Annotated in this window: 22 protein-coding genes and 1 tRNA gene; 15 read left to right on the forward strand and 8 right to left on the reverse strand. The window is 65.3% G+C overall.

Features of this window, described 5'->3' with window-relative positions:
* Nucleotides 1-88 precede the first annotated feature (88 nt).
* Nucleotides 89-991: a 4-hydroxyphenylacetate catabolism regulatory protein HpaA gene (hpaA, locus tag B0T39_RS05380; protein ID WP_081545144.1), complete on the forward strand. Its 903-nt coding sequence runs from the start codon at nt 89-91 to the stop codon at nt 989-991.
* 11 nt (nt 992-1,002) lie between these two features.
* Here the strand turns inward: hpaA and B0T39_RS05385 are convergent, their stop codons facing one another.
* Nucleotides 1,003-2,010 carry a helix-turn-helix domain-containing protein gene (locus tag B0T39_RS05385; protein WP_081545145.1) on the reverse strand — a complete coding sequence of 336 codons (1,008 nt, stop codon included), beginning with the start codon at nt 2,008-2,010 and terminating at the stop codon, nt 1,003-1,005.
* A 285-nt stretch (nt 2,011-2,295) separates the two neighbouring features.
* On the opposite strand from B0T39_RS05385, the gene B0T39_RS05390 reads away from it, so the two are divergent.
* The 4 genes from B0T39_RS05390 (at nt 2,296) to B0T39_RS05405 (ending at nt 7,339) form a co-directional block, all read left to right on the forward strand.
* Complete coding sequence (locus tag B0T39_RS05390) at nt 2,296-3,795, forward strand: aldehyde dehydrogenase family protein (protein WP_081545146.1); 1,500 nt, start codon at nt 2,296-2,298, stop codon at nt 3,793-3,795.
* Nucleotides 3,796-3,832: 37 nt separating this feature from the next.
* Nucleotides 3,833-5,164, forward strand: coding sequence for an aspartate aminotransferase family protein (locus B0T39_RS05395; protein WP_081545147.1), 1,332 nt, complete (start codon nt 3,833-3,835; stop codon nt 5,162-5,164).
* Between the two features lie 101 nt (nt 5,165-5,265).
* Complete coding sequence (locus B0T39_RS05400) at nt 5,266-6,768, forward strand: APC family permease (RefSeq protein ID WP_081545148.1); 1,503 nt, start codon at nt 5,266-5,268, stop codon at nt 6,766-6,768.
* The gene (locus tag B0T39_RS05405; RefSeq protein WP_081545149.1) at nt 6,749-7,339 is read left to right on the forward strand and encodes a DUF3156 family protein; all 591 of its coding nucleotides are present in this window, start codon (nt 6,749-6,751) and stop codon (nt 7,337-7,339) included. The genes B0T39_RS05400 and B0T39_RS05405 overlap by 20 nt, the downstream gene beginning before the upstream one ends.
* 102 nt (nt 7,340-7,441) lie before the next feature.
* Here B0T39_RS05405 and hpaR read toward each other — a convergent pair whose 3' ends face one another.
* Complete coding sequence (gene hpaR, locus B0T39_RS05410) at nt 7,442-7,879, reverse strand: homoprotocatechuate degradation operon regulator HpaR (protein WP_081545150.1); 438 nt, start codon at nt 7,877-7,879, stop codon at nt 7,442-7,444.
* 129 nt (nt 7,880-8,008) lie between these two features.
* On the opposite strand from hpaR, the gene B0T39_RS05415 reads away from it, so the two are divergent.
* The gene (locus tag B0T39_RS05415) at nt 8,009-8,803 is read left to right on the forward strand and encodes an SDR family NAD(P)-dependent oxidoreductase (RefSeq protein WP_081545151.1); all 795 of its coding nucleotides are present in this window, start codon (nt 8,009-8,011) and stop codon (nt 8,801-8,803) included.
* A 15-nt stretch (nt 8,804-8,818) separates the two neighbouring features.
* Here B0T39_RS05415 and B0T39_RS05420 read toward each other — a convergent pair whose 3' ends face one another.
* The 5 genes from B0T39_RS05420 to B0T39_RS05440 all read right to left on the reverse strand — a co-directional run bounded on the left by B0T39_RS05420 (nt 8,819) and on the right by B0T39_RS05440 (nt 13,091).
* Nucleotides 8,819-9,643 (reverse strand): MoaF C-terminal domain-containing protein, encoded by an 825-nt coding sequence (locus B0T39_RS05420; RefSeq protein WP_081545152.1) that lies wholly within the window; start codon nt 9,641-9,643, stop codon nt 8,819-8,821.
* Nucleotides 9,644-9,672: 29 nt separating this feature from the next.
* Entirely contained in the window at nt 9,673-10,785 is a 1,113-nt protein-coding gene (locus B0T39_RS05425) for a class II histone deacetylase (protein ID WP_081545153.1), read from the reverse strand.
* Nucleotides 10,782-11,945 (reverse strand): MFS transporter, encoded by a 1,164-nt coding sequence (locus tag B0T39_RS05430; RefSeq protein WP_081545154.1) that lies wholly within the window; start codon nt 11,943-11,945, stop codon nt 10,782-10,784. Before B0T39_RS05430 ends, B0T39_RS05425 begins: the two co-directional genes overlap by 4 nt.
* 119 nt (nt 11,946-12,064) lie before the next feature.
* Nucleotides 12,065-12,850: a substrate-binding periplasmic protein gene (locus tag B0T39_RS05435; protein WP_176219488.1), complete on the reverse strand. Its 786-nt coding sequence runs from the start codon at nt 12,848-12,850 to the stop codon at nt 12,065-12,067.
* 165 nt (nt 12,851-13,015) lie between these two features.
* A tRNA-Ala gene (locus B0T39_RS05440) sits at nt 13,016-13,091 on the reverse strand.
* Nucleotides 13,092-13,268: 177 nt separating this feature from the next.
* Here B0T39_RS05440 and hpnC point away from each other — a divergent pair.
* The 8 genes from hpnC to B0T39_RS05480 all read left to right on the forward strand — a co-directional run bounded on the left by hpnC (nt 13,269) and on the right by B0T39_RS05480 (nt 19,971).
* A complete protein-coding gene (hpnC, locus tag B0T39_RS05445) occupies nt 13,269-14,081 on the forward strand; it encodes a squalene synthase HpnC (RefSeq protein ID WP_081545156.1) in 813 nt (270 codons plus the stop codon).
* Between the two features lie 77 nt (nt 14,082-14,158).
* A complete protein-coding gene (hpnD, locus tag B0T39_RS05450; protein WP_081545173.1) occupies nt 14,159-15,004 on the forward strand; it encodes a presqualene diphosphate synthase HpnD in 846 nt (281 codons plus the stop codon).
* 7 nt (nt 15,005-15,011) lie between these two features.
* The gene (hpnE, locus tag B0T39_RS05455) at nt 15,012-16,280 is read left to right on the forward strand and encodes a hydroxysqualene dehydroxylase HpnE (RefSeq protein ID WP_081545157.1); all 1,269 of its coding nucleotides are present in this window, start codon (nt 15,012-15,014) and stop codon (nt 16,278-16,280) included.
* Nucleotides 16,281-16,340: 60 nt separating this feature from the next.
* On the forward strand, nt 16,341-17,096 hold the full coding sequence (locus tag B0T39_RS05460; RefSeq protein ID WP_081545158.1) for an SDR family oxidoreductase: 756 nt from the start codon (nt 16,341-16,343) through the stop codon (nt 17,094-17,096).
* A gap of 16 nt (nt 17,097-17,112) precedes the next feature.
* On the forward strand, nt 17,113-17,676 hold the full coding sequence (locus B0T39_RS05465) for a hypothetical protein (protein WP_081545159.1): 564 nt from the start codon (nt 17,113-17,115) through the stop codon (nt 17,674-17,676).
* A 28-nt stretch (nt 17,677-17,704) separates the two neighbouring features.
* On the forward strand, nt 17,705-19,066 hold the full coding sequence (gene radA, locus B0T39_RS05470) for a DNA repair protein RadA (RefSeq protein WP_081545160.1): 1,362 nt from the start codon (nt 17,705-17,707) through the stop codon (nt 19,064-19,066).
* A 168-nt stretch (nt 19,067-19,234) separates the two neighbouring features.
* Nucleotides 19,235-19,795 carry a sigma-70 family RNA polymerase sigma factor gene (locus tag B0T39_RS05475; protein WP_081545161.1) on the forward strand — a complete coding sequence of 187 codons (561 nt, stop codon included), beginning with the start codon at nt 19,235-19,237 and terminating at the stop codon, nt 19,793-19,795.
* Nucleotides 19,792-19,971, forward strand: a complete 180-nt coding sequence (locus tag B0T39_RS05480; protein WP_081545162.1) for a zf-HC2 domain-containing protein — start codon at nt 19,792-19,794, stop codon at nt 19,969-19,971. Before B0T39_RS05475 ends, B0T39_RS05480 begins: the two co-directional genes overlap by 4 nt.
* A 121-nt stretch (nt 19,972-20,092) precedes the next feature.
* Here the strand turns inward: B0T39_RS05480 and B0T39_RS05485 are convergent, their stop codons facing one another.
* Nucleotides 20,093-20,449 (reverse strand): DUF2325 domain-containing protein, encoded by a 357-nt coding sequence (locus B0T39_RS05485; RefSeq protein ID WP_043590020.1) that lies wholly within the window; start codon nt 20,447-20,449, stop codon nt 20,093-20,095.
* Nucleotides 20,450-21,159: 710 nt separating this feature from the next.
* Here B0T39_RS05485 and B0T39_RS05490 point away from each other — a divergent pair.
* The gene (locus B0T39_RS05490; protein WP_081545163.1) at nt 21,160-23,700 is read left to right on the forward strand and encodes a TonB-dependent receptor plug domain-containing protein; all 2,541 of its coding nucleotides are present in this window, start codon (nt 21,160-21,162) and stop codon (nt 23,698-23,700) included.
* Nucleotides 23,701-24,087: the final 387 nt, after the last annotated feature.

The raw sequence follows: 24,087 nt of genomic DNA on the forward strand, positions 1-24,087 counted from the left end.
GCGGGGAGGCCAGAGCGGCGGCCTTTTGCCGAGGAGGTGCGGCGAGAACGGCCGACTATGGCGAAAATGTCACAAGGGAGGGACGGCGATGAGCAGAAACCCGCGCAGCCTGGGCGCGCGCATACCCAATATCGACATCGGCAAGGCATACGACAGCCCTTACGAGTCCGTCGACATCCATTGCGAATCCTTCGGACGGCTGGCGGCCTTTTTCGGCCGCAATATGCCGGTGCACAGGCACGACCGTTTTTTGCAATTGCACTACCTAGCCAGCGGCGATATCCGGCTGCAGCTGGAGGAGGATCACTACCAGGCGCGCGCGCCGCTTTTGTTTCTGACCCCGCCCACGGTGCCGCATGCCTTCATCACCGGGCCGGAGGCCGACGGCCATGTGCTGACCTTGCGTCAAGAACTGGCGCGCGGCTGGTTGGAGGAGGCGGGGCCGGACGCCTTGAGCGCGCCGTTCTGCGTGGAGCTGGCCGAGGTGCCGGCGGAATGGGCCGATATGGCGCGGCGGCTGCCCGAGCGGCTGGCGCAGTTGCAGCGGGAGAGCGAGGCCCCGGAGCCGGGCGCGGATCTGGCGCGGCAAGCCTTGGCCCAACTGGTGCTGGTGGACGTGTTGCGGCTGTCCGGCCTGCCGGGGCCGCGCCGGGGGCCGCGTCGCGACGAATGGCGGCTCTATCACCGCTTCAACGGCTTGATCGAGGCGCATTACCGCGAACACTGGAGCCTGGACCGCTACGCCGCCGAGCTAGGCGTTAGCGAGGCGCGGCTCAATGATGTGTGCCGTCGCTTGGCGGACTTGCCGTCCAAGCGGCTGGCGCACGACAGGCTGTTGCAGGAGGCCAAGCGTCTGTTGATCTATTCCCCCGCCTCGGTGCATGCCATCGCCTATGAATTGGGTTTCAAGGATCCCGCCTACTTTTCCCGCTTCTTTCAGCGTCTGGCGGGCTGCCCGCCCAGCGACTACCGCGCGCGCCGCCAGGCCTGAGTCCGCGCGGTCTAGTTCGTCGTGTCGTGGGCCGATTCCAGACCGCGAGCGCCGGGAGGCGCGCCCAGATGGGCCAGGGCGCGGGCGCGGGTGTGGGACGGAGCTTCGCCGAACAGTTTGCGGTAATCGCCGGCGAAATGCCCCAAGTGGTAAAAGCCCCAGGCCCCGGCGGCGTCTCGCACGCCGTGGCCGGCTTGCGCGGGGTTCAGCAGCATCCGGCGCACCGCGTTCAGGCGGATGGAGCGCAGATAATCGACCGGGGTGGTGTCCGCCACCAGCTGAAAGCTGTTTTGCAGGGTGCGGCGGCTGACGCGCAGCCGGCTGCACAGCTCCAGCACCGTCACCGGCTCGTCCGGCTTGGCCAGCGCCAGCGCCTGGCTGCGCCTGACGATGTCGCAATGGGTGGCGAAGGTCAGGTTGCCGAGGCGCTCGCCCAGCGCGCCGTCCGCCAGCGCGTCTTGCAGCAGGTCCAGCAACTGGTGCTGAATCACTTTCTGGTTGCCGGCGTAGGACAGCAGCGTCGGGTCCAGCAAGGCCTGTTCGAACACGCCGTTCAGCAGCGCGCGCAGCGCCGCCAGCGCGGCCGGCCGGGCCGGGAACACCGGCGTCTTGCCTCGGGCCTCGCGCAGCGGGCGGCAGAGCGCCGGCGTCAGTTCGGCCAAATCCTCGTAGGGCACCGACACCTGGACCGAATCCGCGCCCGGCGGCAGGTGGAACACGAAGTCCTCGCCGCCGCGCAGCGCCATCAGTGCGTTGTCGGGCACGGCGACGCCTTGCAGGCTCAGCGGCGACGGCGCGCGGATGGGCAGCGCGAAATGGATCATGCCGCCGGGCGCGCGCCCTTGCTGCACCACGCGCTGGTTGAAGCTCTCGCGGAAGATGTCCAGGCGCGCGGTGCGCACCCGGCTCAAGGTGCTGCGGAAACGTCCGCCGCTAATCTGGCTGTATAGCTGCTCCCAGCCGGGCAGGGCCTCGGCGTGCAGGTGGGCGTCGTCAAAACAACGGGCTGCGGCAATCATCTGCTTTCTCCGGTGGGTGGGGGTGGAGTCCGCCTGTTCTCGGTCCAACGCTCTGGATCGCAAAATGATTAATATGTTATTTAAATCGAAATGTCCAGCGCTCTTTGCGTCGGTTAAGCATTGTTTTTACTGCATGTTTCCATCTAGCGACATGCTGCGCCGCAACGCGAAGAGCCGGGCCGCGCTTTGCCGATTTGGGATCAGCCGCGTCGGCGGCGCTGGGTATATTGAGCCATCGCCGGCCGCGCCCACGCGGCGGCAAGCTTGATTGAAAAGGAGACGAGGATGGATCAAAACCTGGTGCCGGTGCTGGAGTCGGTGCGAGCCTTTCTAGAGCGGGAACATGGGCTGTGGATAGACGGCAAGCCGCGGGCGGCGCTGTCGGGACGACGCAAGGAGGTGCGCAATCCGGCCAGCGGCGCGGTGATCGCCAGCGTGGCGGACGGCGAGGCCGCCGATGTGGATGCGGCGGTGGGCAGCGCGCGGCGGGCCTTTGAATCGGGCGTCTGGTCCGGCTTGAGGCCGGCCGAGCGCGAGCGCGTGTTACTGAGGCTGGCGGATTTGCTGGAGGCGCACGCCGAGGAGCTGGCGCAGCTGGAAACGCTGAACCAAGGCAAATCCATCCACCTGGCCCGGGCCATCGAGGTGGGCGGCTCCATCGAATACGTGCGCTATATGGCGGGCTGGGCCACCAAGATCACCGGCGAAACCCTGGACGTGTCGATTCCGGCGCCGCCGGGCGCGCGTTTCACCGCCTTCACCCGGCGCGAGCCGGTAGGCGTGGCCGCCGGCATCGCGCCGTGGAATTTCCCTTTGATGATCGCCTTGTGGAAAACGGTGCCGGCCTTGGCGGCCGGTTGCACCGCGGTGTTGAAGCCGGCCAGCGAGACGCCGCTGAGCGCGCTGCGTCTGGCGGAACTGGCGCTGGAGGCCGGCGTGCCGCCGGGCGTCTTCAACGTGGTGACCGGGCGCGGCGAGGCGGCGGGCCAAGCGCTGGCAGGGCATCCGCTGATCGGCAAGGTCAGCTTCACCGGCTCCACCGAAGTGGGCAAGGCCGTCGGCCACGCCGCGCTGGACAATATGACCCGTCTGGCACTGGAGCTGGGGGGCAAGAACCCGATGCTGGTGCTGGGCGACGCCGACATCGATCAGGCGGTGAGGGGGGCTTTGCTGGGCGGTTTTCTCAATCAGGGCCAGGTCTGCGCCGCCGCCTCGCGGCTGTATGTGCATCGCAGCAAATTCAATCTGTTCGCCGAGGCGCTGTCCGCCGCCGTGGCCGGCATGCGCTTGGGGCCGGGCATGGATCTGGACGCTCAGGTCAACCCGCTGGTGTCGCAGCGGCGGCAGCAGGCGGTGTGCCGGCTGATAGAGCGCGGCCGCGCCGCCGGCGCCCGCGTGCTGACGGGCGGCGGGGCCGCCGACCTGCCCGGCTATTTCGTGCAGCCGACGGTGATGACGGATCTGGCGCCGGACAACCCGGTGGCGCGCGAGGAAGTTTTCGGCCCGGTGCTGGCGCTGATGCCCTTCGACGAGGTGGACGAGGCGGTGGCGCTGGCCAACGACACGCGCTACGGCCTGGCCGCCAGCGTGTGGACCAATGATTTGTCGGCGGCGCTGGACATCGTGCCGCGGCTGCAGGCAGGCACGGTCTGGGTCAACAGCCATATACCGCTGGACCCGGGCATGCCCTTCGGCGGTTACAAGGAATCCGGCCTCGGCCGCGAGTTCGGCAAGGGCGCGGTGGAGAGTTTCACCGAGATCAAGTCGGTCTGCATCGCCCATTGAGCGCGGACGCGCTTCCACTTTGATTCAGGAGAAAAACATGTCTTACGACAAGGCCCGTTTCTGGCACCCCATGCTGCATCCCAACGCAATGAAAGAGCGGCCGCCCATCCGCATCGTCCGCGGCGACGGCTGCCACGTGTTCGACGACCAAGGCAGCAAGCTGGTGGACGGCGTCGCCGGGCTGTGGAACGTCAACGTCGGCCACAACCGCGCCGAGATCAAGCAGGCCATCGCCCGACAACTGGACGAACTGGAGTATTTCCAGTTGTTCGACGGCATTTCCCATCCGCGAGCGGAGGAGCTGTCCGCGTTGCTGGTCGACATGTTGCGGCAGGAGGACATGGCGCGGGTGGTGTTCAGCTCCGGCGGCTCGGACGCGGTGGAAACCGCGCTCAAGCTGGCGCGTCAGTATTGGCGGCTCAAGGGCCAGCCGGACCGGGTCAAGTTCATTTCGCTGAAGCAGGGTTACCACGGCACTCACTTTGGCGGGGGCTCGGTCAACGGCAATACGGTGTTCCGCCGCAATTACGAGCCGCTGCTGCCCGGTTGTTTCCACGTGGAGACGCCGTGGCTCTACCGTAATCCGTTCACCGAGGACCCGGAGGAACTGGCCGAGATTTGCGCGCGGATGCTGGAGCGCGAGATCTTGTTCCAGAGCCCGGACACGGTGGCGGCCTTCATCGCCGAGCCCATCCAGGGCGCCGGCGGCGTCATCGTGCCGCCGGCCAGCTATTGGCCGAGGGTGCGCGAGGTGTGCGACCGCCACGGCGTGCTGTTGATCGCCGACGAGGTGGTCACCGGCTTCGGCCGCTCCGGCTCCATGTTCGGCAGCCGGCTGTGGGGAGTGAAGCCGGACATGATGTGCCTGGCCAAGGGCATCTCCTCCGGTTATCTGCCGCTGGGGGCCACCGTGGTCAATCAGCGCGTGGCGGACGCCTTCGCCGCCAACGGCGACTTCGGCGGCGTCATCATGCACGGCTACACCTACGCCGGCCATCCGGTGGCCTGCGCCGCCGCTCTCGCCAATCTGCGCATCGTGCAAGAGGAAGACCTGCCGGCCAAGGCGGCGGAAACGGGCGCCTACCTGCTGGAGCGGCTGCGGCCGCTGGCCGAGCGTTATCCGGCGGTGGGCGAGGTGCGCGGCAAGGGGCTGATGCTGGCTCTGGACCTGGTCAAGGACAAGGCCAGCCGGGAGCCCATCGACCCGCAAAGCGGTTACGCCGACAAGGTGGCGGAAATCGCGCGCCGGGCCGGCGCGCTGGTGCGGCCGGTGGGCAGCAAGATCATTCTGTCGCCGCCGCTGGTGTTGCAGCGCGAGCACGCTGATGTGATTGCGACGGCCTTGGAGGCTGGACTGGCCGAGGCCTGAACGGCCCGGCCCGAACGGGGAGCAGCCGGCCGCGCCGGCACGCCGCCAGGAAGACAGAGAGCGGCGGCCGGCGCGACGGCGGATGGAGAGGGAGGAGAACCATGTCTGTAAGCGAACGTTTGAGCCGCAGCCTGAGCCGCGGCGTGGTGGGCTTTCCGGTGGCGCTGGCCAGTTCGGTGGGCGTCGTGATGGCCAGCCCGGTGATACTGACCGCCACCAGCGGCTTTGGCATGGCCGGCGGCACTTTCGCCTTGGCGATGCTGATCGCCTACCTGATGATGCAGGCGCAGGCCACCACTTTCGCCGAAGCGGCGGCGATGCTGCCGACTTCCGGCGCGGTTTACGATTACATCAGCGCCGGCCTGGGCCGCGGCCTGGCCATCGCCGGCACTCTGTCGGCCTATCTATTGGTGCATGTGTTCGCCGGCACCGCCGAGACCATTCTGTCCGGCATCATGGCGCTGGTGAATTTCGATCATCTCAACACCATGCTGGAGAAAAGCGGCAGCGCTTGGATGGTGGGCGTGGGCCTGGTCATCGTTTTCGGCGGGCTCAACGCGCTGGGGGTGACGCTGTTCGGCAAGGCCGAGGTGGCGCTGACCTTCGGCATGTGGGCGACGCTGACGGTGTTTGGCGTGGCCGGCCTGCTGCGCGCGCCGGCGGTGGATTTGGGCGGCTGGTTCGGTGCGCCGCTGCGCCTGGACGATCCCGGCTTGTTGCTCAGCCTGGTGGGCATGGCGATGTTCATGTTCGTCGGCGCGGAATTGGTGACGCCGCTGGCGCCGGAGTTGCGCGACTCCGGGCGCGCCATTCCGCGGGCCTTGAAGATAGGGCTTAGCGGCGTGGCCGTCACCATGCTCTTGTACGGCGCGGCCATGGTGCGGCAGGTGGCCAATACGCCGCTGGACCCGACCCATGCGGACGGGCCAAGGTTGCTGGACACGCCGATGGCGCTGCCGGCCTTCGCCGAGCGGGTGATGGGGCCGTTCGGCAAAATCTGGCTGGGCGTCGGCCTGCTGCTGGCCGGCGCGGCGACGATCAACACCCTGATGGCGGCGCTGCCGCGCATCCTGTACGGCATGGCTCAGGACGGCGCTTTGCCGCGCTGCTTCGCCTATCTGCATCCGCGTTTCAATACCCCGTGGTGCGGCATCGCGGCCGCGGTGCTGATTCCCTGTATCCATGCCTGGCTGATTCAGGGCGATCTGGACCGCATCATGCCCCTGGTGCTGGCGGCGGTCTGTTCCTGGGGCGTGGCCTATCTGCTGGTGACCTTGTCCGTGGTGCGTTTGAGGCTGACGCGGCCGGATTTTCCGCGCGCCTACCGCTCGCCGTGGTTTCCGCTGCCGCAGATCGGCTCCGCGCTGGGCATCGTGCTGGCGATCTGTTTCATCACCCCGCCCGGCATGCAGGCGCGCGACATCTACGTGCCCTTTGGCTGGATGCTGGGGCTGACCCTGATGTACGCGCTGCTGTGGACCTTGCTGGTGCAGAAGGTCAACCCTTTCCGGCCGGTGCCGCTGGAGCAGATTCTGAACGCGCAGCCTCTGGACGAGGACGAGGCCTTGCGGCGGGAGCTGGAACGTGTGGCCGCGGCTGGCTGAGGCTTGGCGCAGGCCGGGCGGCTATCGTCCGGGCGCGATGCTGACGCGGCTGAGCCTGGACTGGCCCGAGCTGGACAGCCTGGACGCGGAGGAAGAAGGAGAGCGGCGTTTTCGGTTTCCGCACGGAGACTGGAGCTTTTCTGCGCGTGAGCGGGTGGAGGCGGGCTGGCTGGCGCATTTGGTGGCTTGCGAGTTCCGGCTGACGGTGCCCGGCGCGCCGGGCCGCGCGCGCATCCGCTTGCGCCACGGCGGCTTCTGGCGCCGCCGCGGCATCGTCGTTGAAGTGTTGGACGGCGACGCCGCGGCGTTGGCGCCCTTGCTGGAGCGCTTGCGCGCGGACGCGGATTTGCGCGTCGCCCTGTCGCCGCTGGATTTCAAGCGTTGCGAGCTGCACGGCGGCCAGGACGGCTGGCAGCTATGCCTGGAGCCTTACGGCGCCAGCGAGGTAGCGTGCCGGCTGCCGCCCTTGCGGCGCTACATCGGCCTGCGCGGCGTGCAGGGCCTGGCGGTGCTGGCCAGCCTGGCCGCCTGCCGCCGCGTCTTGCTGGCGGCGGAGGCGGGGCGGGGCTAGACATCAGCGAGCGTGGCTGCGTTTCATCCTCTCGATCCATGGTGACTCGCGGAGGGGCGGACCCTCGTCCGTCGCGGAAACAGGATCGTGAACAGCTTCTCATTACGGCGCGGGCAAGTTTTCCAACTCGTCCAGCAAAGCCAGCAAGGCCTGTAGCTTGGCAGGGGAGAAATGCGTCTCGATCCGTCGGTAGCAGTCGTTGAACAGCGGGATGATGCGTTGGGTCAGCGTCTTGGCGTGGGGCGTGGGCGTGACGATCAAGCGGCGATTGTCGCTTCGGGCGCGGTGACGGTAAACCAGGTCGTCCCGCTCCATGCGCGTCAGGATGCCGCTGAGGCTGGGCGGATGGATGCCGGCGCGCTGGGCGATCTCGCCGGCCTCCATTTCCCCGCGTTCCGCCAGCAGGCGCAGCACGCGCCATTGCTGTTCCGACAGCCCGTGGCGGCTCAACACCGGTCGAAAGTAGGACATCACCGCTTCGCGGGCGCGCAGCAGGCGTTGCGGCAATTGATATTGATAGGGGCGTTGCGTGGGATCCATGGCGGCTCCTTCGATTCAAGTCGCGTGAAAGGGACGGGGATGGCCTGACGATTAAATGAATATATTAACATGATGCCGGCGCGTCCCGCCGGCGTGCTTCGAAGGCAAACTGGGCCAAAGGAGGCTGCGATGTCCTTGCGAGATAAAACCATTGTGATCACCGGCGCGGGTTCCGGCATCGGCGCGGTCTGCGCGCGGCGTTTCGCCGCCGAGGGCGCGCGCGTGGCTCTGGTGGGGCGGCGGGCCGGGCCTCTGTTGGCGCTGGCGGAGGAAACCGGCGGCCTGGCCTTGGCGGGCGACGCCGCCGACTCCGCGGTCTGGGAGGATTTTCTCGCGCGCATCCGCGCGCGCTGGGGGCGGGTGGACGGCTTGGCGGCTTGCGCCGGCGGTCTGGGCATGGGCGCGGCGCTGGAGACCGACGACGAGGCCTGGCGCGCCGCCATGCGCGCGAATCTGGACACCGCCTTCGTCAGCGCCCGCGCCTGCCTGCCGGACCTGATCCGACAGGGCGGCGGCATGGTGTTGATGTCCTCCATCGCCGGCCTGGCGGCCGGACCGCAAGCATGCGGCTATGTCGTGGCCAAGCACGCCTTGCTGGGTTTGACCCGGTCGCTGGCGCGCGACTACGGGCTGGCGGTGCGAGTGAACGCGCTGTGTCCGGGTTGGGTGCGCACACCGATGGCGGACGAGGAGATGCGGCCGTTGATGGCGGCCCATGGCGAAGATCTGGAGGCCGCCTACAGGCGGGTGACCGCCGACGTGCCTTTGCGGCGGCCGGCTACGCCGGAGGAAATCGCCGCGATCTGCCGCTTTCTATTGTCCGACGAGGCCGCGATGGTCAGCGGCGCTTGCCTGACGGCCGACGGCGGCGCGACGGCGGTGGATGTGCCGACGCTGGCTTACGCGCGGCTGGAAAGGGAATGAAGGCCGGCCGGACCTTTAACCGCGAGTGTGGTTGACGACGCTGGCCCGCGCGCCCACCCGGAAGTTGCGGGTGGCGCCGAAATCCCCGTCCTGATAGCCGAAGATCTTGCCGTCGGTGCGCATTTGCTCCAGGTCGATCAAGATCACGCCCAGGGTGGGGATGATTTTTTCGCGCCAGACGAATAAATACAGCCGCTCCGCCACTTGGTAGTAGTGGCAGCGGTCGACGTCGGCCAGGCCGCGCTCCACGCCTTCCAGACAATGCCAGGCGTAGAGGCCGTCGTTCAGGTAAATGTGCTCGTAGCACTCGGTGGGGCTGTAGCGGTAGCGGTTGCGCATGCCGATCAGTTCGCGGCTGGGCGGGTGCGGCGGGACCGCGGCGGCGGGCTGGTTGACGGCGCCGTGGAGGAATTCGACTTCCACGCCGGTCAGCTCCATCTGGCGTTCCACCCGGTCGAAGGCGCAGATCCGCGTCGCGGCGGCGTCGGGCAGCCGGCCCCGGATCAAGGTGAAGCGGCCGCGCGCCAGGTCCAGGATCAGGCTGAGGGACTGTGCGGCCGGGCCCTGGTGGCGGAAGTCGATGAAATAGACGCCGGGTCGCAAGGAACTGGCGTGGAAGCCGTTCATGTCCGCCAGCGCCGAGGCCAAGCCCGGCTGGACAATGGCGGCCCGAGCGTCTCCGTCGGGCTCCAGTCGGCAATCCGCGGCGCTGTCGTCGTCGAAGCACAGCCGCAGGCTTTGCCCGTCCAGTTCGGCGCAGCGGGGCAGGGCCAGGCTGTCGGGCGCGAAGCCGTCGGCCAACGCGCCAACCTGGATGAATTCGGGGGTGATGTTGGACATAGGGTTTCTCCTTGATGATTTGAGCGCGTTCAAAACCCGTGTTGCTCGGCTTGCGCCTCCAGCAGGCAAGTCTGCAGCTCGCGCATCGGCGCGCCCGGCTGTTGAGCGACGATCAACTCCAGCAGCGGATCCTCCACCTCGGTGCGAATGCCGGACAGCGCCTCCAGCGCGGCCAGGCCGCAAAAGGGTACGTAGGCTTCGGAATAACCGCCTTCGTGCAGCAGGACCAGCCGTCCGTTCGCCTCGGCGTCGGCGTAGTCGGCCAACTGCCGCGTCATGGCGCGGAAGGTGTCGCTGTGCGCTTGCATCCTGGCCAGCGGGTCGACGGCGTTGGCGTCGTAGCCGCAGGCCACGATGATCAGCTCGGGCCGGAAACGCCGCAGCGCCGGCAGGACCAGCAAGCGCATCGCGTCCAGATAGGCTTGGTGACCGCCGCCGGGCAGCAGCGGAATATTCAGATTGGCGTCCAGGCCGTCGCCCTCGCCGCGGTCCTCGGCTCCGCCGGAGCCGGGCGGATAGCAGCCATCCTGATGCAGGGAGAGAGTCAACACGTCGCCGCGTTGGTAAAAAATCGACTGGGTGCCGTTGCCGTGGTGCACGTCCCAGTCCACGATGGCGACGCGGCGCAGGCCGTGGCGGGCGATGGCCAACTCCGCGGCGAGGGCGGCGTTGGCCAGAAAGCAGAAGCCCATCGCGCCGTCCGCCGAACAATGGTGGCCGGGCGGACGGGACAAGGCGTAGGCCTTGTCGGCCTCGCCGGCAAGTACGGCGTTTACCGCGGCCCAGGCCAGGCCGGCGGACAACTTGGCGATTTCATAGCTGCCGGGGCCGATTGGCGCTTGCGGCCCCAACTCGCCGCCGCCGGCGTCGCTGAGCGCTTTGAAGCGTTGCAGATAGGCGGCCGAGTGCACGCGCAGCAGATCGTCTTCGCCCAGCGGCGGCGCGCTGCGCACTTGCAGCCGGGCGCTGAGGCCGGACACGTCCATCAGGTTTTTCAGCCGGCGTTTGCTGTCCGGGGATTCCGCGTGGCCGCCGCCGGAAGGTGGTTGCACCCAGCCGCCCACCGGAAGAATCTGCGCGTGAGGGCCGACGCTGTGCCACAGACAGAGCTCGTCGAAGAAAAACGCGGTGCGGGAGGTCATTGCGGGCTCCTTGTCGTTGCGGGCCGCAGCGTCAGCAATAGGGCCAGCGATAAGGCGGCCAGCCCCATGGAGACGAGCAGCAGGGTTTGCGGGTTTTGGCCGTGGGCGGCCATTAATTCGCCGGCTAGCGACGGACCCAGCGCCAGGCCGCCGCCTATCGCCAGATTGACGGTGTTCATCAGCCGGCCGCTGTGATCCAACGCGGCCAGCGTGGCCAGAATAAAGGGCAGGATGAAGGTCCACGCGTATTTGAAGGCGAGCGCCGCCGCCGCGAAGCGGCCGGCGCGCGGCGCGCCCAGCAGCAGGGCCAGCGCCAGCAGCATCAGCCCATAACCGGCGATCAGCAGACGGCGGCGTTGTCCGCGCCCGCCGATCGCCGCGGCGCAGACGGAACCGGCGATGCCCATCAAGGTGGCGAGGGCCAGCCAGTCGCCGCTTTGTTCGGGCGTCAGCCCCGCCTGGCCGGCGATGCTGCCGATGAAGGTCCAGGTGCCGCTCAGGCTGACGTAAAAGCACAAGGTGGCGGCCGCGCCGATCAGCGCTGGGCGCCAGGGCGGCGCTTTCGCGCTGGCAGGCCCGCCGGGCTTGGCCGCAGAGGGGGGAAACCAGCGGGCCAGCGGCAGGCACAAGGCCATCAGCGCCGCCAGGCTCAGATAACAGGCGGCGATGCCGTAGCGGGCGAACCAGCCCGGAAACAGGACCAGCCCCAAAGCGCCCAGGGCCAACTGGCCTGAGACCCACAGGCCGTAGGCGCGGTCCGGATTGGGGCTGGCCGCGGCGGTGGACAGGCATAGAATCATCAAGGAGCCGCCGGCCAGCGCGCTGAGCAGCCTCAGCGGCAACAGCTGGGCGTAAGTGGCGGCGAAACAGGAGGCGAGATTGGCGGCGATGAACAGTACGCCGGCGCAGGCGGCGGCGCGGCGCCAGTCCACGCGCGGCAGCCATAGATAGGCCGGCAGCGTCGCCAGGCTCATCGCGCCCAGCTCCACGGAGAACAGGAGGCCGATTCGTTCCGGCCCCAGGCCAAACTGGGCGGCCAATTGGCTGGCCAGCGCCGGGGCGGTCATCAGCACCAGCGGCGCGACGGCGGCGAAGGCGATCAGGGCGATCAGGCCGCCGCGGACGGGCTCGGCGGTAGGGACGGGCAGGCGAGCGGTCATGTTTTCCCCCGGCGGCGTGAGTCGTAAACCAGGCTTACGCTCGCAAGATTCGCGCGGAGGGGCAAGTGGGAGAACGGCGCTTTGCCGATTTGGGATAGCGGAGACGCAACAGAGCGGCGTCAGCGGTTGAGTTGGCGCAGCGCGTCTTGCAGGGCTTTGCGGTATTCGGGGGATTCCCGCGTCTGGGCGATGGCTTCCCAGAATTGGCGGGTCAGCTTGGGGTGGCCGTCCGCGAAGTTGTGGGAAAAAATCAGGTAGTAAGGCTTGGCGACCAGATCCGGCCCCACTTTTTCTACTCTGTCCCTATAGACCGGGTTGCTCGCCAGCAGGCTGTCGCCGGTCAAGGTGGGCAGGGCAAGGGCGCCGATGCGGCGTGCCAAGAGCTTGTTCAGATTCTGCTCCGGGTTGCGGGAGCTGTCGTCGACCGGCGCGCCCAGCGCTTGCAGTTGGGCGATCACCGAGAAGCCGGTCTGCGCGCCGACGGCGCCGTCGAGATGGCTGAGGCTCTGGCCGTCCCATTCCAGCTTAGAGCCTTTCAGTCGGTACAGGCTGTAGCCGTCCAGGTGCATGCGCAAGGCCGGGTCGGCGGCGTCGCCTTTCATCGGATAGACGCCGATGCGCAGCCGCTCCGGTTTGAAGCTGATCTCGAAGATGCCGTCGATCTGATTGTTTTGCACCTCGCTCAGGCAGCGCACCCAGGCCATCTCCCGGATTTCCAGCTTGATATTGGTTTTTTGGGCGGCGGACTTCAGCATCTGCAAGCTCAGGCTGGGGCCGTTCTGGCTGCGCCATGGCGGGGAGTCCATGTCTTCGGTGCACAGCTGCAGGCTGGCGGGGCGCGGTTCGGCCGCGGCGCCGAACGCGAATAGCGACAGCAGCAGGAAGATCAGACGAGCACGAGGCATACGGAGGCTCCGCGATGGGAGGCGGGGTGAACTTGCTTTAGTTATTTGCGCCGCAACAAAAAAAGGCAAGCGGGAAAAGGACGGGGACAATGCAAAAAGCCGATTCCTCGGAATCGGCTTTTGCTGCGCGCCGCGCTGGGCGGCGTCTCGCTGTGAAGCAGTTTTTGGTGGAGGTAAGCGGGATCGAACCGCTGACCTCTTGCATGCCATGCAAGCGCTCTCCCAACTGAGCTATACCCCCGCACCGGCTGCGTTTCACAGTGCTGCGCAGTATATGGCAGCGGCAGGATCGTGTAAATAGCCTCCGCCATTTTTTTTTGGATAATTTTCCGGCGGCGGCGTGGCCGCCGGCATAGGAGGGGCCGGGGCGCTCGGTTATAATCCCGGATTCGCCAGCCATACAACAGGAAGCAAGCCAATGTCGGTTGGGCATTACGAGAATTTCCCGGTGGGCTCCATTCTGCTGCCGCGCAGGATGCGCCGCGCCGTGCACGCCATCTACCATTTCGCGCGTTACGCCGACGATGTGGCGGACGAGGGCGACGACGCCCCCGAGCTGAGGCTGGCCGAACTGGACCGCCTGGGCGCGGAGCTGGAGCGCATCGGCGCCGGGCAGACGCCGGATACGGCCATGATGCGCAATCTGGCGGCGGCGATCGCCGAGCACGGCCTGGACTTGCAGCCGTTTCACGACTTGCTGGCGGCTTTTCGCCAGGATGTGGAAAAAACCCGCTACCGCGATTACGCGGAATTAGCGGATTACTGCCGTCGTTCCGCCAATCCGGTGGGCCGGCTGATGCTGGCCCTGTGCGGCGAGAACGACCGACGCTCGCTGGCGATGTCGGACGGCATCTGCACCGCGCTGCAACTGATCAACTTCCTGCAGGATGTGGAGCTGGACTGGCGCAAGGGCCGGGTGTATCTGCCGCAGGAGGATTTGCAGCGCTTCCGGGTGACCGAGGGACAGATCGCCGCGCGCGACGCCGGCGGCCTGTGGCAGCCGATGATGCGCGCCCAGATTGAACGCGCGCGCAAGATGTTGCAGGCCGGCGCGCCGCTGGGCAAAGTGCTGAAGGGCAGGATGGGGCTGGAACTGAGGCTGATCATTCTGGGCGGCGAGCGCATCCTGAAAAAACTGCACGACTCCGGCGGCGACGTATTCCGCAGCCGTCCGGTGCTGGGATGGCGCGACTGGATTTACATGCTGTGGCGCGCGGCGCGCGCCAAGTGAGCGCCGCGGCGCGACGACGATGAATATGATTGAAGGACGGCGGCCCTCCGCGGCCGCCGCTTGAACAGGAGTGGCGCGTGACGCCTGATCAGTATTGCGAAGACAAGGCCGCCGCCAGCGGCTCCAGCTTCTATTACAGCTTCCGCTTCTTGCCGGAGCCGCGCCGCCGTGCGATTACCGCGCTGTACGCCTTCTGCCGAGAGGTGGACGACGTGGTGGACGAATGCCACGACCCCAATGTGGCCAGCGCCAAGCTGGCCTGGTGGCGCGGCGAGGTCGCCAAGCTCTACCAGGGCGCGCCGGAACACCCGGTGATGCAGGCGCTGCAGCCGCACGCGCGGGCTTTCGGCCTGCCGCAGAGCGAGCTGGAGGAAATCATAGACGGCATGGCGATGGACCTGAGCATGGCTCGCTATCAGCGCTTCCAGGACTTGTTGCTGTACTGCCACCGCGTGGCCGGCGTGGTGGGGCAGCTGGCGGCGCGCATCTTCGGCTACAGCGATGAGAAGACGCTGGAGTACGCGCATGAGCTGGGTATCGCTTTCCAATTGACCAACATCATCCGCGACGTGGGCGAGGACGCGCGCCGCGACCGCATCTATCTGCCGATGGAGGAGTTGCAGCGCTTCAACTGCCCGGCGATGGACATCCTGCATTATGAGGAAAGCGCGGCTTTCAAGGCCTTGATGGAGTTCCAGATAGAGCGCGCGCAGCAGTACTACCGGCAGGCCTGGGAAATGTTGCCCGCCGCGGACCGCAAGACGCAGCGGCCCGGCCTGCTGATGGCGGCGATCTATCGCGCCACCTTGGAGGAAATCAAGCTGGACGGCCCGGCCAAGGTGCTCAATCAGCGGCTGTCGCTGACGCCCATCCGCAAACTGTGGTTGGCATGGAAAACCTGGACCTTCGGCTACCGGCCGTGAGCCGACGATGAACAAGCCGCGCGTTGCCGTGATCGGCGCCGGCTGGGCCGGTCTTGCCGCCGCGGTGGAGCTGGCCGGCCGGGCGGAGTTGACCGTGTTCGAAGCCGGGCGCGAGCCGGGAGGTCGCGCGCGCCGCATTGGCGTGCCCGGCAGCCGGCTGGACAACGGCCAGCATATTCTGATCGGCGCGTACCGCGAATGCCTGCGACTGATGGCCGCGGTGGGCGTGGACGAGAGCCGGGCTTTGCTGCGCCTGCCGATGAGCTGGCAGCGCCAGGACGGCATCAGCCTGAGCTGTCCGCGGCTGCCGGCGCCCTTGCACCTGGCGGCCGGCCTGCTGACGGCGCGCGGTGTAAGCTGGCGCGACAAGGCGAGGCTGGCGCTGGCCTTGCAGCGTTTGAAAGGACAGGGCTGGCGGGTGGCGCCGGATTGCGCGGTGACGCAATGGCTGACCCGGCAAGGGCAGTCCGAAACGCTGATCCGCGAATTCTGGCGGCCGCTGGTGCTGTCCGGCCTCAACACGCCGCCGGAGCAGGCGTCGATGCGGGTGCTGGCCGCGGTGCTGCGCGACAGCCTGGGCGCGGAGCGCGCCGCCAGCGACCTCTTGTTGCCCAGGGTGGATTTATCCGCCTTGTTCCCTGAGCCCGCCTGGCGCTGGCTGGCCGAGCGCGGCGCGGACCTGCGCGCCGGCCGGCGCGTGCGCGGCGTGGCGGCGGATTCAACGGGGGTGAGCGTGGACGGCGAGCGTTTCGACGCCGCCGTGCTGGCGGTGGCGCCGTATCACGCGGCGGAACTGACGGCGGATCCAGCGCTGCGCCAGTTGACCGATGCTTATCGTTATTGGCCCATCTACACCGTCTACCTGCAGTTTGAGGGCGCGGTCCGCTTGCCGGCGCCGATGTGCGCCTGCAGCGGCGGCGTCGGCGACTGGCTGTTCGACCGCGGCGCGCTGATGGGCGAAACCGGCTGGGTGGCCGCGGTGATGAGCGCGCCGCAGCATCTGGACGCGCTTTCGCATGAGGAACTGGCTGCTTTGGTGGAGGCCGACGTGCGCCGGCTTGATCCGCGCGCAGGCCGGCGGCTTGATTTCCGGGTGCTGGCGGAGCGGCGGGCCACTTTTGCCAGTTTGGTCGATATGAGGCGACCGGCGCAGCCAAGCCCGGTACAATCGCTTTATTTGGCGGGAGATTGGACGCATGCTGATTATCCTGCCACTTTGGAGGGGGCCGTCCGAAGCGGCGTCGCAGCCGCCCGCGCGGTGATTGGAAGACTGTGAGCCATCCGGCGGCCGCAGAGGCGCGCCGCCGATGGCCCTGATTACAAGATAGCGAAAAAAATGACGACAGATATCGCCTCTAACGCATTCAAGGACCGCGTGGTGCTGGTCACCGGCGCCACCCAGGGCATAGGCCGCGAGGCCGCGCTGACTTTGGCCCGTCACGGCGCCACCGTGGTGTTGCTGGCGCGCAGCGTCAAAGGCCTGGAGAAGGTCTACGATGAAATAGCGGCCGCAGGAGGGCCGGACCCGGCGGCGGTGCCGCTGGACCTGCTGAAGGCGGCGGAGGGCGATTTCAACAACCTGGCGATGATGGTCAAGCGCGAGCTGGGCCGCCTGGACGGCATCTTGCATTGCGCTTCGCATTTTTACGCGCTGTCGCCGCTGTCCAATCAGACAGTGGAAGAGTGGATGGACCAGTACCGGATCAATACCGTGGCGCCGTTCGCGCTGACCCGGGCTTGTCTGCCGCTGTTGAAGGATTCGCCGGACGCGGCGGTGTTGTTCGTGGGCGAAACCCATGCGCTGCACCCGGCGCCGTACTGGGGCGGTTTCGGCGCGTCCAAGGCCGGCCTCAACTATCTGACCCAGGTGGCGGCCAACGAATGGGACGTTTACCCGCAGTTGCGCGTCAATCAGCTGATTCCGGGGCCGGTGAATTCGCCGCAACGCAACCGCACCCACCCGGGCGAGGATAAGTCCGAACGCGGCAATCTGTCTGAACTGATGCCGCATTTGCTGTACTGGCTGGGGCCCGCCAGCCAGGGCCGCAGCGGCGAGATCGTGGAACTGGATTTGCGCGCCCGGCGCGCTTGAGGGGAAGGGGCGAGGCATGAGCATAGGGCGATGGCTATGGTTGCCGTTGCTGCTGGCGTTGACCGGCTGCAACTGGGTGGGCAACGTCACCGGCTTGACCAAGGACGCCAATAAGGCGATAGGCGCTGCTTGCCGTCAGACCGGCCGTTCGCTGGAAGAATGCTATTTGCGCAATCCCGAAGCCGACAAGGCGGCGATCTACGCCGGCTGGCGCGAGATGAACGAGTACATGGCCAAGAACAAGCTGGACACCATGGAACCGCCCAGGGAAGCGTCCACCCCCGCCGGCATGCCGGCGCCCACCGCCAGCAGCCACGGCGCCGCGTCCGCGCCGGCGGAAAAATCCAGCGCCAACATCTCGTCCTCCGGCCCCAGACCGTTGAGCAATGAAGAGGCCGAACGCGCCGCGCGCACCGATCCCCAAGTGGAGGCGGTGCTGGCGGCCATCCGCAACAAGCCCGCCGGCGAAGGCGGGGGAAAATCCAAGGCGGCCTCCGGCGCGGAGCCGGAGCAGAAACGTCTGCTCAACATCATCAATGAACTCAATAAGAACAGCCCTGCGCCTGGTTCGCACGGCTGAGCCCCTCCACTTTCTTTCCGTTGTCCTGATGGCAAAAATCAAAACCGTTTTCAGTTGCGCCGAGTGCGGCGGTCAAACGCCCAAATGGCAGGGCCAGTGCCCGCATTGCAACGCCTGGAACACCTTGACCGAGGCGGTGCAAGCCGCGCCGGCGGCCAACGCCCGTTTCCAGTCCTGGAGCGACAGCGTCACCCAGGTGCAGAAGCTGTCCGATGTGCAAACCGAGGAAGTGCCGCGGGACCCGTCCGGCATCGACGAGCTGGATCGAGTGCTGGGCGGCGGCGTGGTGCGCGGCGCAGTGATCCTGATCGGCGGCGATCCCGGCATCGGCAAATCCACGCTGTTGCTGCAGGCGCTGTCCGAGATCGGCGCGCGCCGCAAAGTGCTCTACGTGTCCGGCGAGGAATCGCCGCAGCAGATCGCGTTGCGCGCCACCCGTTTGTCGGTGGTCACCGAACGCGTCGATCTGCTGGCGGAAATCCGGCTGGAGACCATCCTGGAAACGCTGAAGCGCGAGCAGCCGGAAGTGGCGGTGATCGACTCCATCCAGACCCTGTACACCGACCAAGTGACGTCGGCGCCGGGGTCGGTGTCCCAGGTGCGCGAATGCGCGGCGCAGCTGACGCGGATGGCCAAGCAGACCGGCATCACCATTTTGCTGGTGGGACACGTCACCAAGGAAGGCTCGCTGGCCGGCCCGCGCGTGCTGGAGCATATGGTGGACACCGTGCTGTATTTCGAGGGCGATTCCCACTCCAACTATCGGATGATACGCGCGATCAAGAACCGCTTCGGCGCGGTCAACGAGTTGGGCGTGTTCGTGATGACGGATCGCGGCCTCAAAGGCGTGTCCAATCCCTCCGCCATTTTCCTGTCCTCTTACCGCGACGATGTGTCCGGCTCCTGCGTGCTGGTCACCCAGGAGGGCAGCCGCCCGCTGCTGGTGGAGATTCAGGCGCTGGTGGACGATTGCCACGGTTTTCAGCCCAAGCGCCTGACCGTGGGTCTGGAGCAAAACCGGCTGGCCATGCTGTTGGCGGTGCTGCACCGCCACGGCGGGGTGGCCTGTTTCGACCAGGACGTGTTTCTCAACGCGGTGGGCGGGGTCAAGATCAACGAACCGGCGGCCGACCTGGCCATCATCCTGGCCATGGTGTCCTCCTTGCGCAACAAGCCCTTGCCGGAAAAGCTGGTGGTGTTCGGCGAAGTGGGCCTGGCCGGCGAGGTGCGCCCGGTAGCGCGCGGCCAGGAACGCTTGAAGGAGGCAGCCAAGCTGGGCTTCACCCGCGCCATCGTGCCGCAGGCCAACCGGCCGCGCCAGCCGATTGAGGGGCTGCAGGTGATCGCGGTGGAGCGTTTGGACCAGGCGGTGGACTTTTGCCGCGAGTGAGCGGTAAGAGCCTGTTTACGATCTGCTGCGCGTCGTGGAGCGTTACACGGTGAGTACAGCTTCGAAATGCTCATGTACCGTGTGTACACTCCGCTTTCTCAGCTGTTTTCGCCTTGTCTCGCTTTAGCTCGCGAGATCGTAAACAGACTCTAAGAAAGCGGATAGAGAATGATAGAAGACCGAGACATCGAGGCGGAACGGCCGTATCTGTTCCGCTACGCGCTGGCGCAATTGCGTGAAAAGGACGCCGCGGACGAGGCGGTGCAGGAAACGCTGCTGGCGGCGCTGGAATCCCGCGCCTCCTTCAGCGGCAAATCCACGCTGCGCACCTGGCTGACCTCCATCCTGCGTTTCAAGCTGATTGACGCCTTGCGGCGCAAGGGCAAGGAAAAACTGTTCGAATCGCTGGAGGACGAGGCCGACGACGGCGATTTCGACGGCCTGTTCAGCCGGGACGGCCACTGGCGCGAGCCGGTCAAGGCCTGGAGCGGGCCGGAGCAGTCCCTGATCTCGCGCCAGTTCTGGGAGGTGTTCGAGCAGTGCTCGGAAGTCATGCCGCGCCGCACCGCGATGGTGTTCGTGATGCGCGAGGTGATGGGCATGGAGATTGCGGAGATTTGTCAGAATCTGGAGATCACCGCGACTAACTGTTCCGTATTGCTGTATCGCGCCCGCATGAGCTTGCGGGAGTGTTTTTCGATCCGCTGGAGCCGGGAGGCTAGCGTATGAAGTTGAGTTGCCGTCAGGCCAGCCGTTTAATCTCGGCCTCGCAGGACCGTCCCTTGAGTCAGTGGGAATACGTGCGTCTGCGCGTGCACCTGTTCATGTGCGGCAATTGCCGCAATTTTTCGCAGCAGCTCAAGCAGTTGAGCGAGGCAGCGCATAGGGCGGGGCGCGGCGAGTAGTCGTTTATTTGAAGCAAAATGGACCAACCGGCCTTCTGGCCGGTTTTTTCTTGGCCGCGCGGAGGGATAAAAAGAAGCCGGCGTAAGCCGGCTTTTAATTTCAAGGGTGGTAAGAAAAAACTTAGCGCTTGCGCTTGCCGCCGCTCTTGGCCGCCGCGCATTGATGCGGGCAGGCGGCGCATTGGCTGTCGTTGAGGCCGGCTCCGGTGAGCGATTGCTTGAGCGCACAGACCGATCGGCGGCAGGCGATGAAGCGAATCTGGTTTTCCGAGGCCAGTTCGCGGAAATGGCGCATCACGTTGTGACCCAGAAAATCGGTGAACAGGATCAAGAGGTCGGTGCCGGCCGGCAGGCGGTCCACCTTGCGTTGGTGCGAGCTGTTGCGCCCGCTGACGTGACGATGAATGTTGATGCCGAAATCGCGCAGCACATCCGGAATATTGCCGAGGGTATCGGCTCCCACAAGCATGGCATTCATTGGACATCCCTCCTGGGTGAATTTTTAGAAATGATAATCGTTATCATTTAGCCGGTCAATCACAAACTTTGTAAATGGCAATCAGGACAGGGGTGAACTGCGGCGGATCGCTTGCGTCGTTTGAGCCTTGCGGCCTGGGCGGGAGGACGGTAGGGCGGTGAAAGGATTTGCATGAGCGCGGCTCATGCGCGGGCCGGCGCGCGGCGGTTTGTCGGACTCGGCCTTTCTGCGCTCGATCCGGCAGGTGGGCCGGGTTTAGATAGCGGCATCCTAATAACTCATGGCTGATGCAAGGTTTTTACATGTAACAAGTGTTAAAAACACAGAATAAGAAGTATTTACATTGCGCTGGTTTTAACGCAATTGCAAAAAAGCAACATGACCATGGGATTTGTACATGCCTATTTTTTGTGGTGATTGCTCTAAATATGCATTTGGTTTTACGGGGCGGTGGATTTCGTTTTCCGGTTAGACGCTTGTTTAATAAAGATTTTGAGTCGTTAAGAAGTATTGCTTCAAACATAGTGCCTGCTCGCTCTGAAGATGGCGGGGGGCTGCCGTGGAAAAGTTTATTGACGCTGGTCATGATTAATTCGCACACTCGGATCGCCTTCGGTTCAGATCAAAAAATGAGCACGACGATGCTCTCTATAGAGCCATAAACCCGACGAGGTCAGTGGCCAAATGAACTTACAAGGGATTGGAGAATCATGAATTGTCGCAAGAAGAAAATCGTGCTGGCGCTCGCCATGCTCGGTGTCGGTGCCGCGTCTTTGGCTTACGCGGACGAGAACAACGGAACCCTGGACCGAGTGGAAATCACCGGCTCCAACATCAAGCGCTCCATCAAGCAGGAGCAGGCCGCCCCGGTCACCATCATTCGAACTGAAGATCTGAGTAAGCAAGGCCTCAATACCGTCGAGCAGGTTGTCAACAGCTTGGCGGCAAACCAGTCGACCCAGGGGGCTAGCGCCTCGGTGGGGGCTAGCGATGGCGGCGCGTCTTACGCCAATTTGCGTGGGCTGGGCAGCCAGTACACGCTGGTGCTGTTGGATGGTCGTCGCATGGCCAATCAGCCTATGGACGGCTACGCCGTCGACCTCAACGCGATTCCGCTCAGCGCGGTGGAGCGGGTGGAGGTGCTGCGCGACGGGGCTTCGGCGATCTACGGTACCGACGCCATTGGGGGGGTGATCAACTTCATCACCAAGAAAAGCATTACCGGCTTCAGCATTGGTGGGGATCTGCTGGACCCGCAGCATGGTGGAGGCCATGAGAAGTCGGTCAACGGTTCCTTCGGCATCGGCGATCTGAACAAGGATGGTTACAACGTCTACGTGGCGGCTAACTACCACAAGGCCAACCCCGTGTTTGCGATGGACCGTCCATTCGCTATTCCCAAGAAACCTCGTCTTAGCACTTATGCCTATCCGGTGAATATCCAGAAACCGGATGGGACCATGGTGAATATCGGCTATCCGGCGTGTAGCCCACCGTATTCCGTGGCCTCCGGCGGCATGTGCAAGGAAAACTATGCGCTTTTTGCCGGCATTCAGCCGGAAATCGAGCAAGTATCGGGTATCGCCAAGGGCACGATGCGCATTGGCGACAACCATGAACTGTCGTTGCAATACCTGATTTCCCGCAATAAGAACACCTCATCGATCCAGCCTGGTCCCACCCAATTGACGGTGGGCGACGTGACCTATCCCAACGGCGATGTGCTGTACGGGCGATCCATCCCCTTGGGCAACCGTATCAACGAAGGCGACGGCACTGCTCAGCGCCTGATGCTGAACATGGAAGGTCTGGTCGTCGGCTGGGATTACAAAGCAGGCTTGGGTTGGTCCGAGGACTACGCCAAGAACATCGTGGTGGGCGGCTATCTGAGCAATAGCAAGTTGCAGTCCGGCATTACCAGCGGCAGTTTCGATCCAACCGATACATCGGCCGCAGGCCTAGCTGCTTGGAAGAATGTTTCGGTCACAGGCACCGCCGACACGGCCAAGTCCACGGTGTATTCCGCCGATTTCAAGGTTAGTAAGGAAGTGCTGCAATTGCCGGCAGGGATGATGGCGGTTGCTTTGGGCGTCGAGGCGCGTAAGGAAAAGCTGAGCCACGACTACAACTACGACGTCTCCAAGGACGCGGTGGGCCTGGGCCTGGACGCCGCCAAGTCCGCGGCCGGCCAGCGCAACGTCAACGCCTTGTTCGCCGAAGCCGACATTCCGGTGGTGAAGAACCTGGAAGCGCAACTGGCGGTGCGTTACGACCGCTACAGTGACTTCGGCAGTTCGGTGAACCCCAAGGTGGCCTTGCGTTACCAGCCCATGCCGCAGCTGATGTTCCGCAGTTCGGCCAGCACCGGCTTCCGCGCGCCGTCGCTGTACGATGTGAACCAGCCCAATCAGGTGGTCAACTCCGCGCAAGGCTATTACGACCCGACCTACTGCCCCAACGGCGTGGCCCAGCCCGGCGCCGGCCCCAAGGCCTGCGACGGCACTTTGCAGCGCAATCTGATGACCGGTGGCAGCAAGAGCCTGAGTCCGGAAAAGTCGTCCTCCCTGTCCTTCGGCATTGTGATCGAACCGGTGAAGAACTTGACCGCCAGCGCTGACTTCTGGTGGACCATGATTCACGACACCATCGGAACGGTGGACGAAGCGGTGTTGCTGGATCCGGCCAATGCCGCCAAATACGCCAGCTTGATGAATCGCGACGCCAAGAATGACCTGAACTATATCTCGTCGCAAACGATGAACTTAGGCACCACCAGCGCCTCAGGCATCGATCTTAAAGTGTCTTGGACCTCGCCGCGCACCCGTGTCGGCACCTTCAATATCGGCCTGGACGGTACTTATATGACCAAGTACCAGTATCAGGTGGAGAAGGGAGGGGACTACCACAACAGTCTGGGCGTCTTCATTGACACCGCGCCCACTTTCCGCTGGCAGCACAACCTGAATCTGGGCTGGGCGCAAGGAGCCTGGAGCGCTTTGCTGGCGCAGGACTACAAGTCTGGCTACACCGATCAGGATCCGGCGCACAACGTGCGGCCGTATTCCACCTGGAACTTGTCCGGCAGTTATGTCTGGGATAAGAAACTAACGCTGACCGTGGGTGCGCGCAACCTGTTCGACCAAGAGCCGCCGCTTAGCAATCAGCAGAAGACCTTCCAACAGGGTTACGACCCGCGTTTTACGGATCCGGTAGGCCGCGCCTACTTTGCCAAGTTCAACTACAAGATGTGATTTTCCGGTGTTGTAAGGCGATTCCCTACGAGTGAGAGCTCGTAGGGGCCGCCGCAGTGAGCGCCTGCTCACAGCCGGCGCAGCGGAGCCGGCCAAGGTGTTTCGGCCTTGGCGACGCTGGGCGGGCTTGAGGCAGCGAGAGTAGCGGCACGCAGTGAGTGCCATGTGGCAACAGTAGCAACCAGTCCGTCGTCCGCACTAAAACCGTTCATAAGGCGGCGTAGGCCAAAGAGGGCGGATGTTGTTGAATAACGGGTACCAAACATGACGAGCATCACAGCCAGAGGAATCGGCGGTCCCCCGCCCAAGCGCCGCATCGCGGGCTTGGTCGGCGTGATCGTCTTCCATGCACTGTTGATCTACGCGCTGGTGTCGGGCCTGGCCCAG

Origin of the sequence: Chromobacterium haemolyticum (assembly GCF_002081825.1) — a bacterium.
Lineage (GTDB): Bacteria > Pseudomonadota > Gammaproteobacteria > Burkholderiales > Chromobacteriaceae > Chromobacterium > Chromobacterium fluminis.

What these genes read in the sequence shown, in the direction of transcription:
- hpaA (WP_081545144.1), top strand. Translation starts at nt 89, where the DNA reads ATGAGCAGAAACCCGCGCAGCCTGGGCGCGCGCATACCCAATATCGAC.
- B0T39_RS05385 (WP_081545145.1), bottom strand. Translation starts at nt 2,010, where the DNA reads ATGATTGCCGCAGCCCGTTGTTTTGACGACGCCCACCTGCACGCCGAG.
- B0T39_RS05390 (WP_081545146.1), top strand. Translation starts at nt 2,296, where the DNA reads ATGGATCAAAACCTGGTGCCGGTGCTGGAGTCGGTGCGAGCCTTTCTA.
- B0T39_RS05395 (WP_081545147.1), top strand. Translation starts at nt 3,833, where the DNA reads ATGTCTTACGACAAGGCCCGTTTCTGGCACCCCATGCTGCATCCCAAC.
- B0T39_RS05400 (WP_081545148.1), top strand. Translation starts at nt 5,266, where the DNA reads ATGTCTGTAAGCGAACGTTTGAGCCGCAGCCTGAGCCGCGGCGTGGTG.
- hpaR (WP_081545150.1), bottom strand. Translation starts at nt 7,879, where the DNA reads ATGGATCCCACGCAACGCCCCTATCAATATCAATTGCCGCAACGCCTG.
- B0T39_RS05415 (WP_081545151.1), top strand. Translation starts at nt 8,009, where the DNA reads ATGTCCTTGCGAGATAAAACCATTGTGATCACCGGCGCGGGTTCCGGC.
- B0T39_RS05420 (WP_081545152.1), bottom strand. Translation starts at nt 9,643, where the DNA reads ATGTCCAACATCACCCCCGAATTCATCCAGGTTGGCGCGTTGGCCGAC.
- B0T39_RS05425 (WP_081545153.1), bottom strand. Translation starts at nt 10,785, where the DNA reads ATGACCTCCCGCACCGCGTTTTTCTTCGACGAGCTCTGTCTGTGGCAC.
- B0T39_RS05430 (WP_081545154.1), bottom strand. Translation starts at nt 11,945, where the DNA reads ATGACCGCTCGCCTGCCCGTCCCTACCGCCGAGCCCGTCCGCGGCGGC.
- B0T39_RS05435 (WP_176219488.1), bottom strand. Translation starts at nt 12,850, where the DNA reads ATGCCTCGTGCTCGTCTGATCTTCCTGCTGCTGTCGCTATTCGCGTTC.
- hpnC (WP_081545156.1), top strand. Translation starts at nt 13,269, where the DNA reads ATGTCGGTTGGGCATTACGAGAATTTCCCGGTGGGCTCCATTCTGCTG.
- hpnE (WP_081545157.1), top strand. Translation starts at nt 15,012, where the DNA reads ATGAACAAGCCGCGCGTTGCCGTGATCGGCGCCGGCTGGGCCGGTCTT.
- B0T39_RS05460 (WP_081545158.1), top strand. Translation starts at nt 16,341, where the DNA reads ATGACGACAGATATCGCCTCTAACGCATTCAAGGACCGCGTGGTGCTG.
- B0T39_RS05465 (WP_081545159.1), top strand. Translation starts at nt 17,113, where the DNA reads ATGAGCATAGGGCGATGGCTATGGTTGCCGTTGCTGCTGGCGTTGACC.
- radA (WP_081545160.1), top strand. Translation starts at nt 17,705, where the DNA reads ATGGCAAAAATCAAAACCGTTTTCAGTTGCGCCGAGTGCGGCGGTCAA.
- B0T39_RS05475 (WP_081545161.1), top strand. Translation starts at nt 19,235, where the DNA reads ATGATAGAAGACCGAGACATCGAGGCGGAACGGCCGTATCTGTTCCGC.
- B0T39_RS05480 (WP_081545162.1), top strand. Translation starts at nt 19,792, where the DNA reads ATGAAGTTGAGTTGCCGTCAGGCCAGCCGTTTAATCTCGGCCTCGCAG.
- B0T39_RS05485 (WP_043590020.1), bottom strand. Translation starts at nt 20,449, where the DNA reads ATGAATGCCATGCTTGTGGGAGCCGATACCCTCGGCAATATTCCGGAT.
- B0T39_RS05490 (WP_081545163.1), top strand. Translation starts at nt 21,160, where the DNA reads ATGAATTGTCGCAAGAAGAAAATCGTGCTGGCGCTCGCCATGCTCGGT.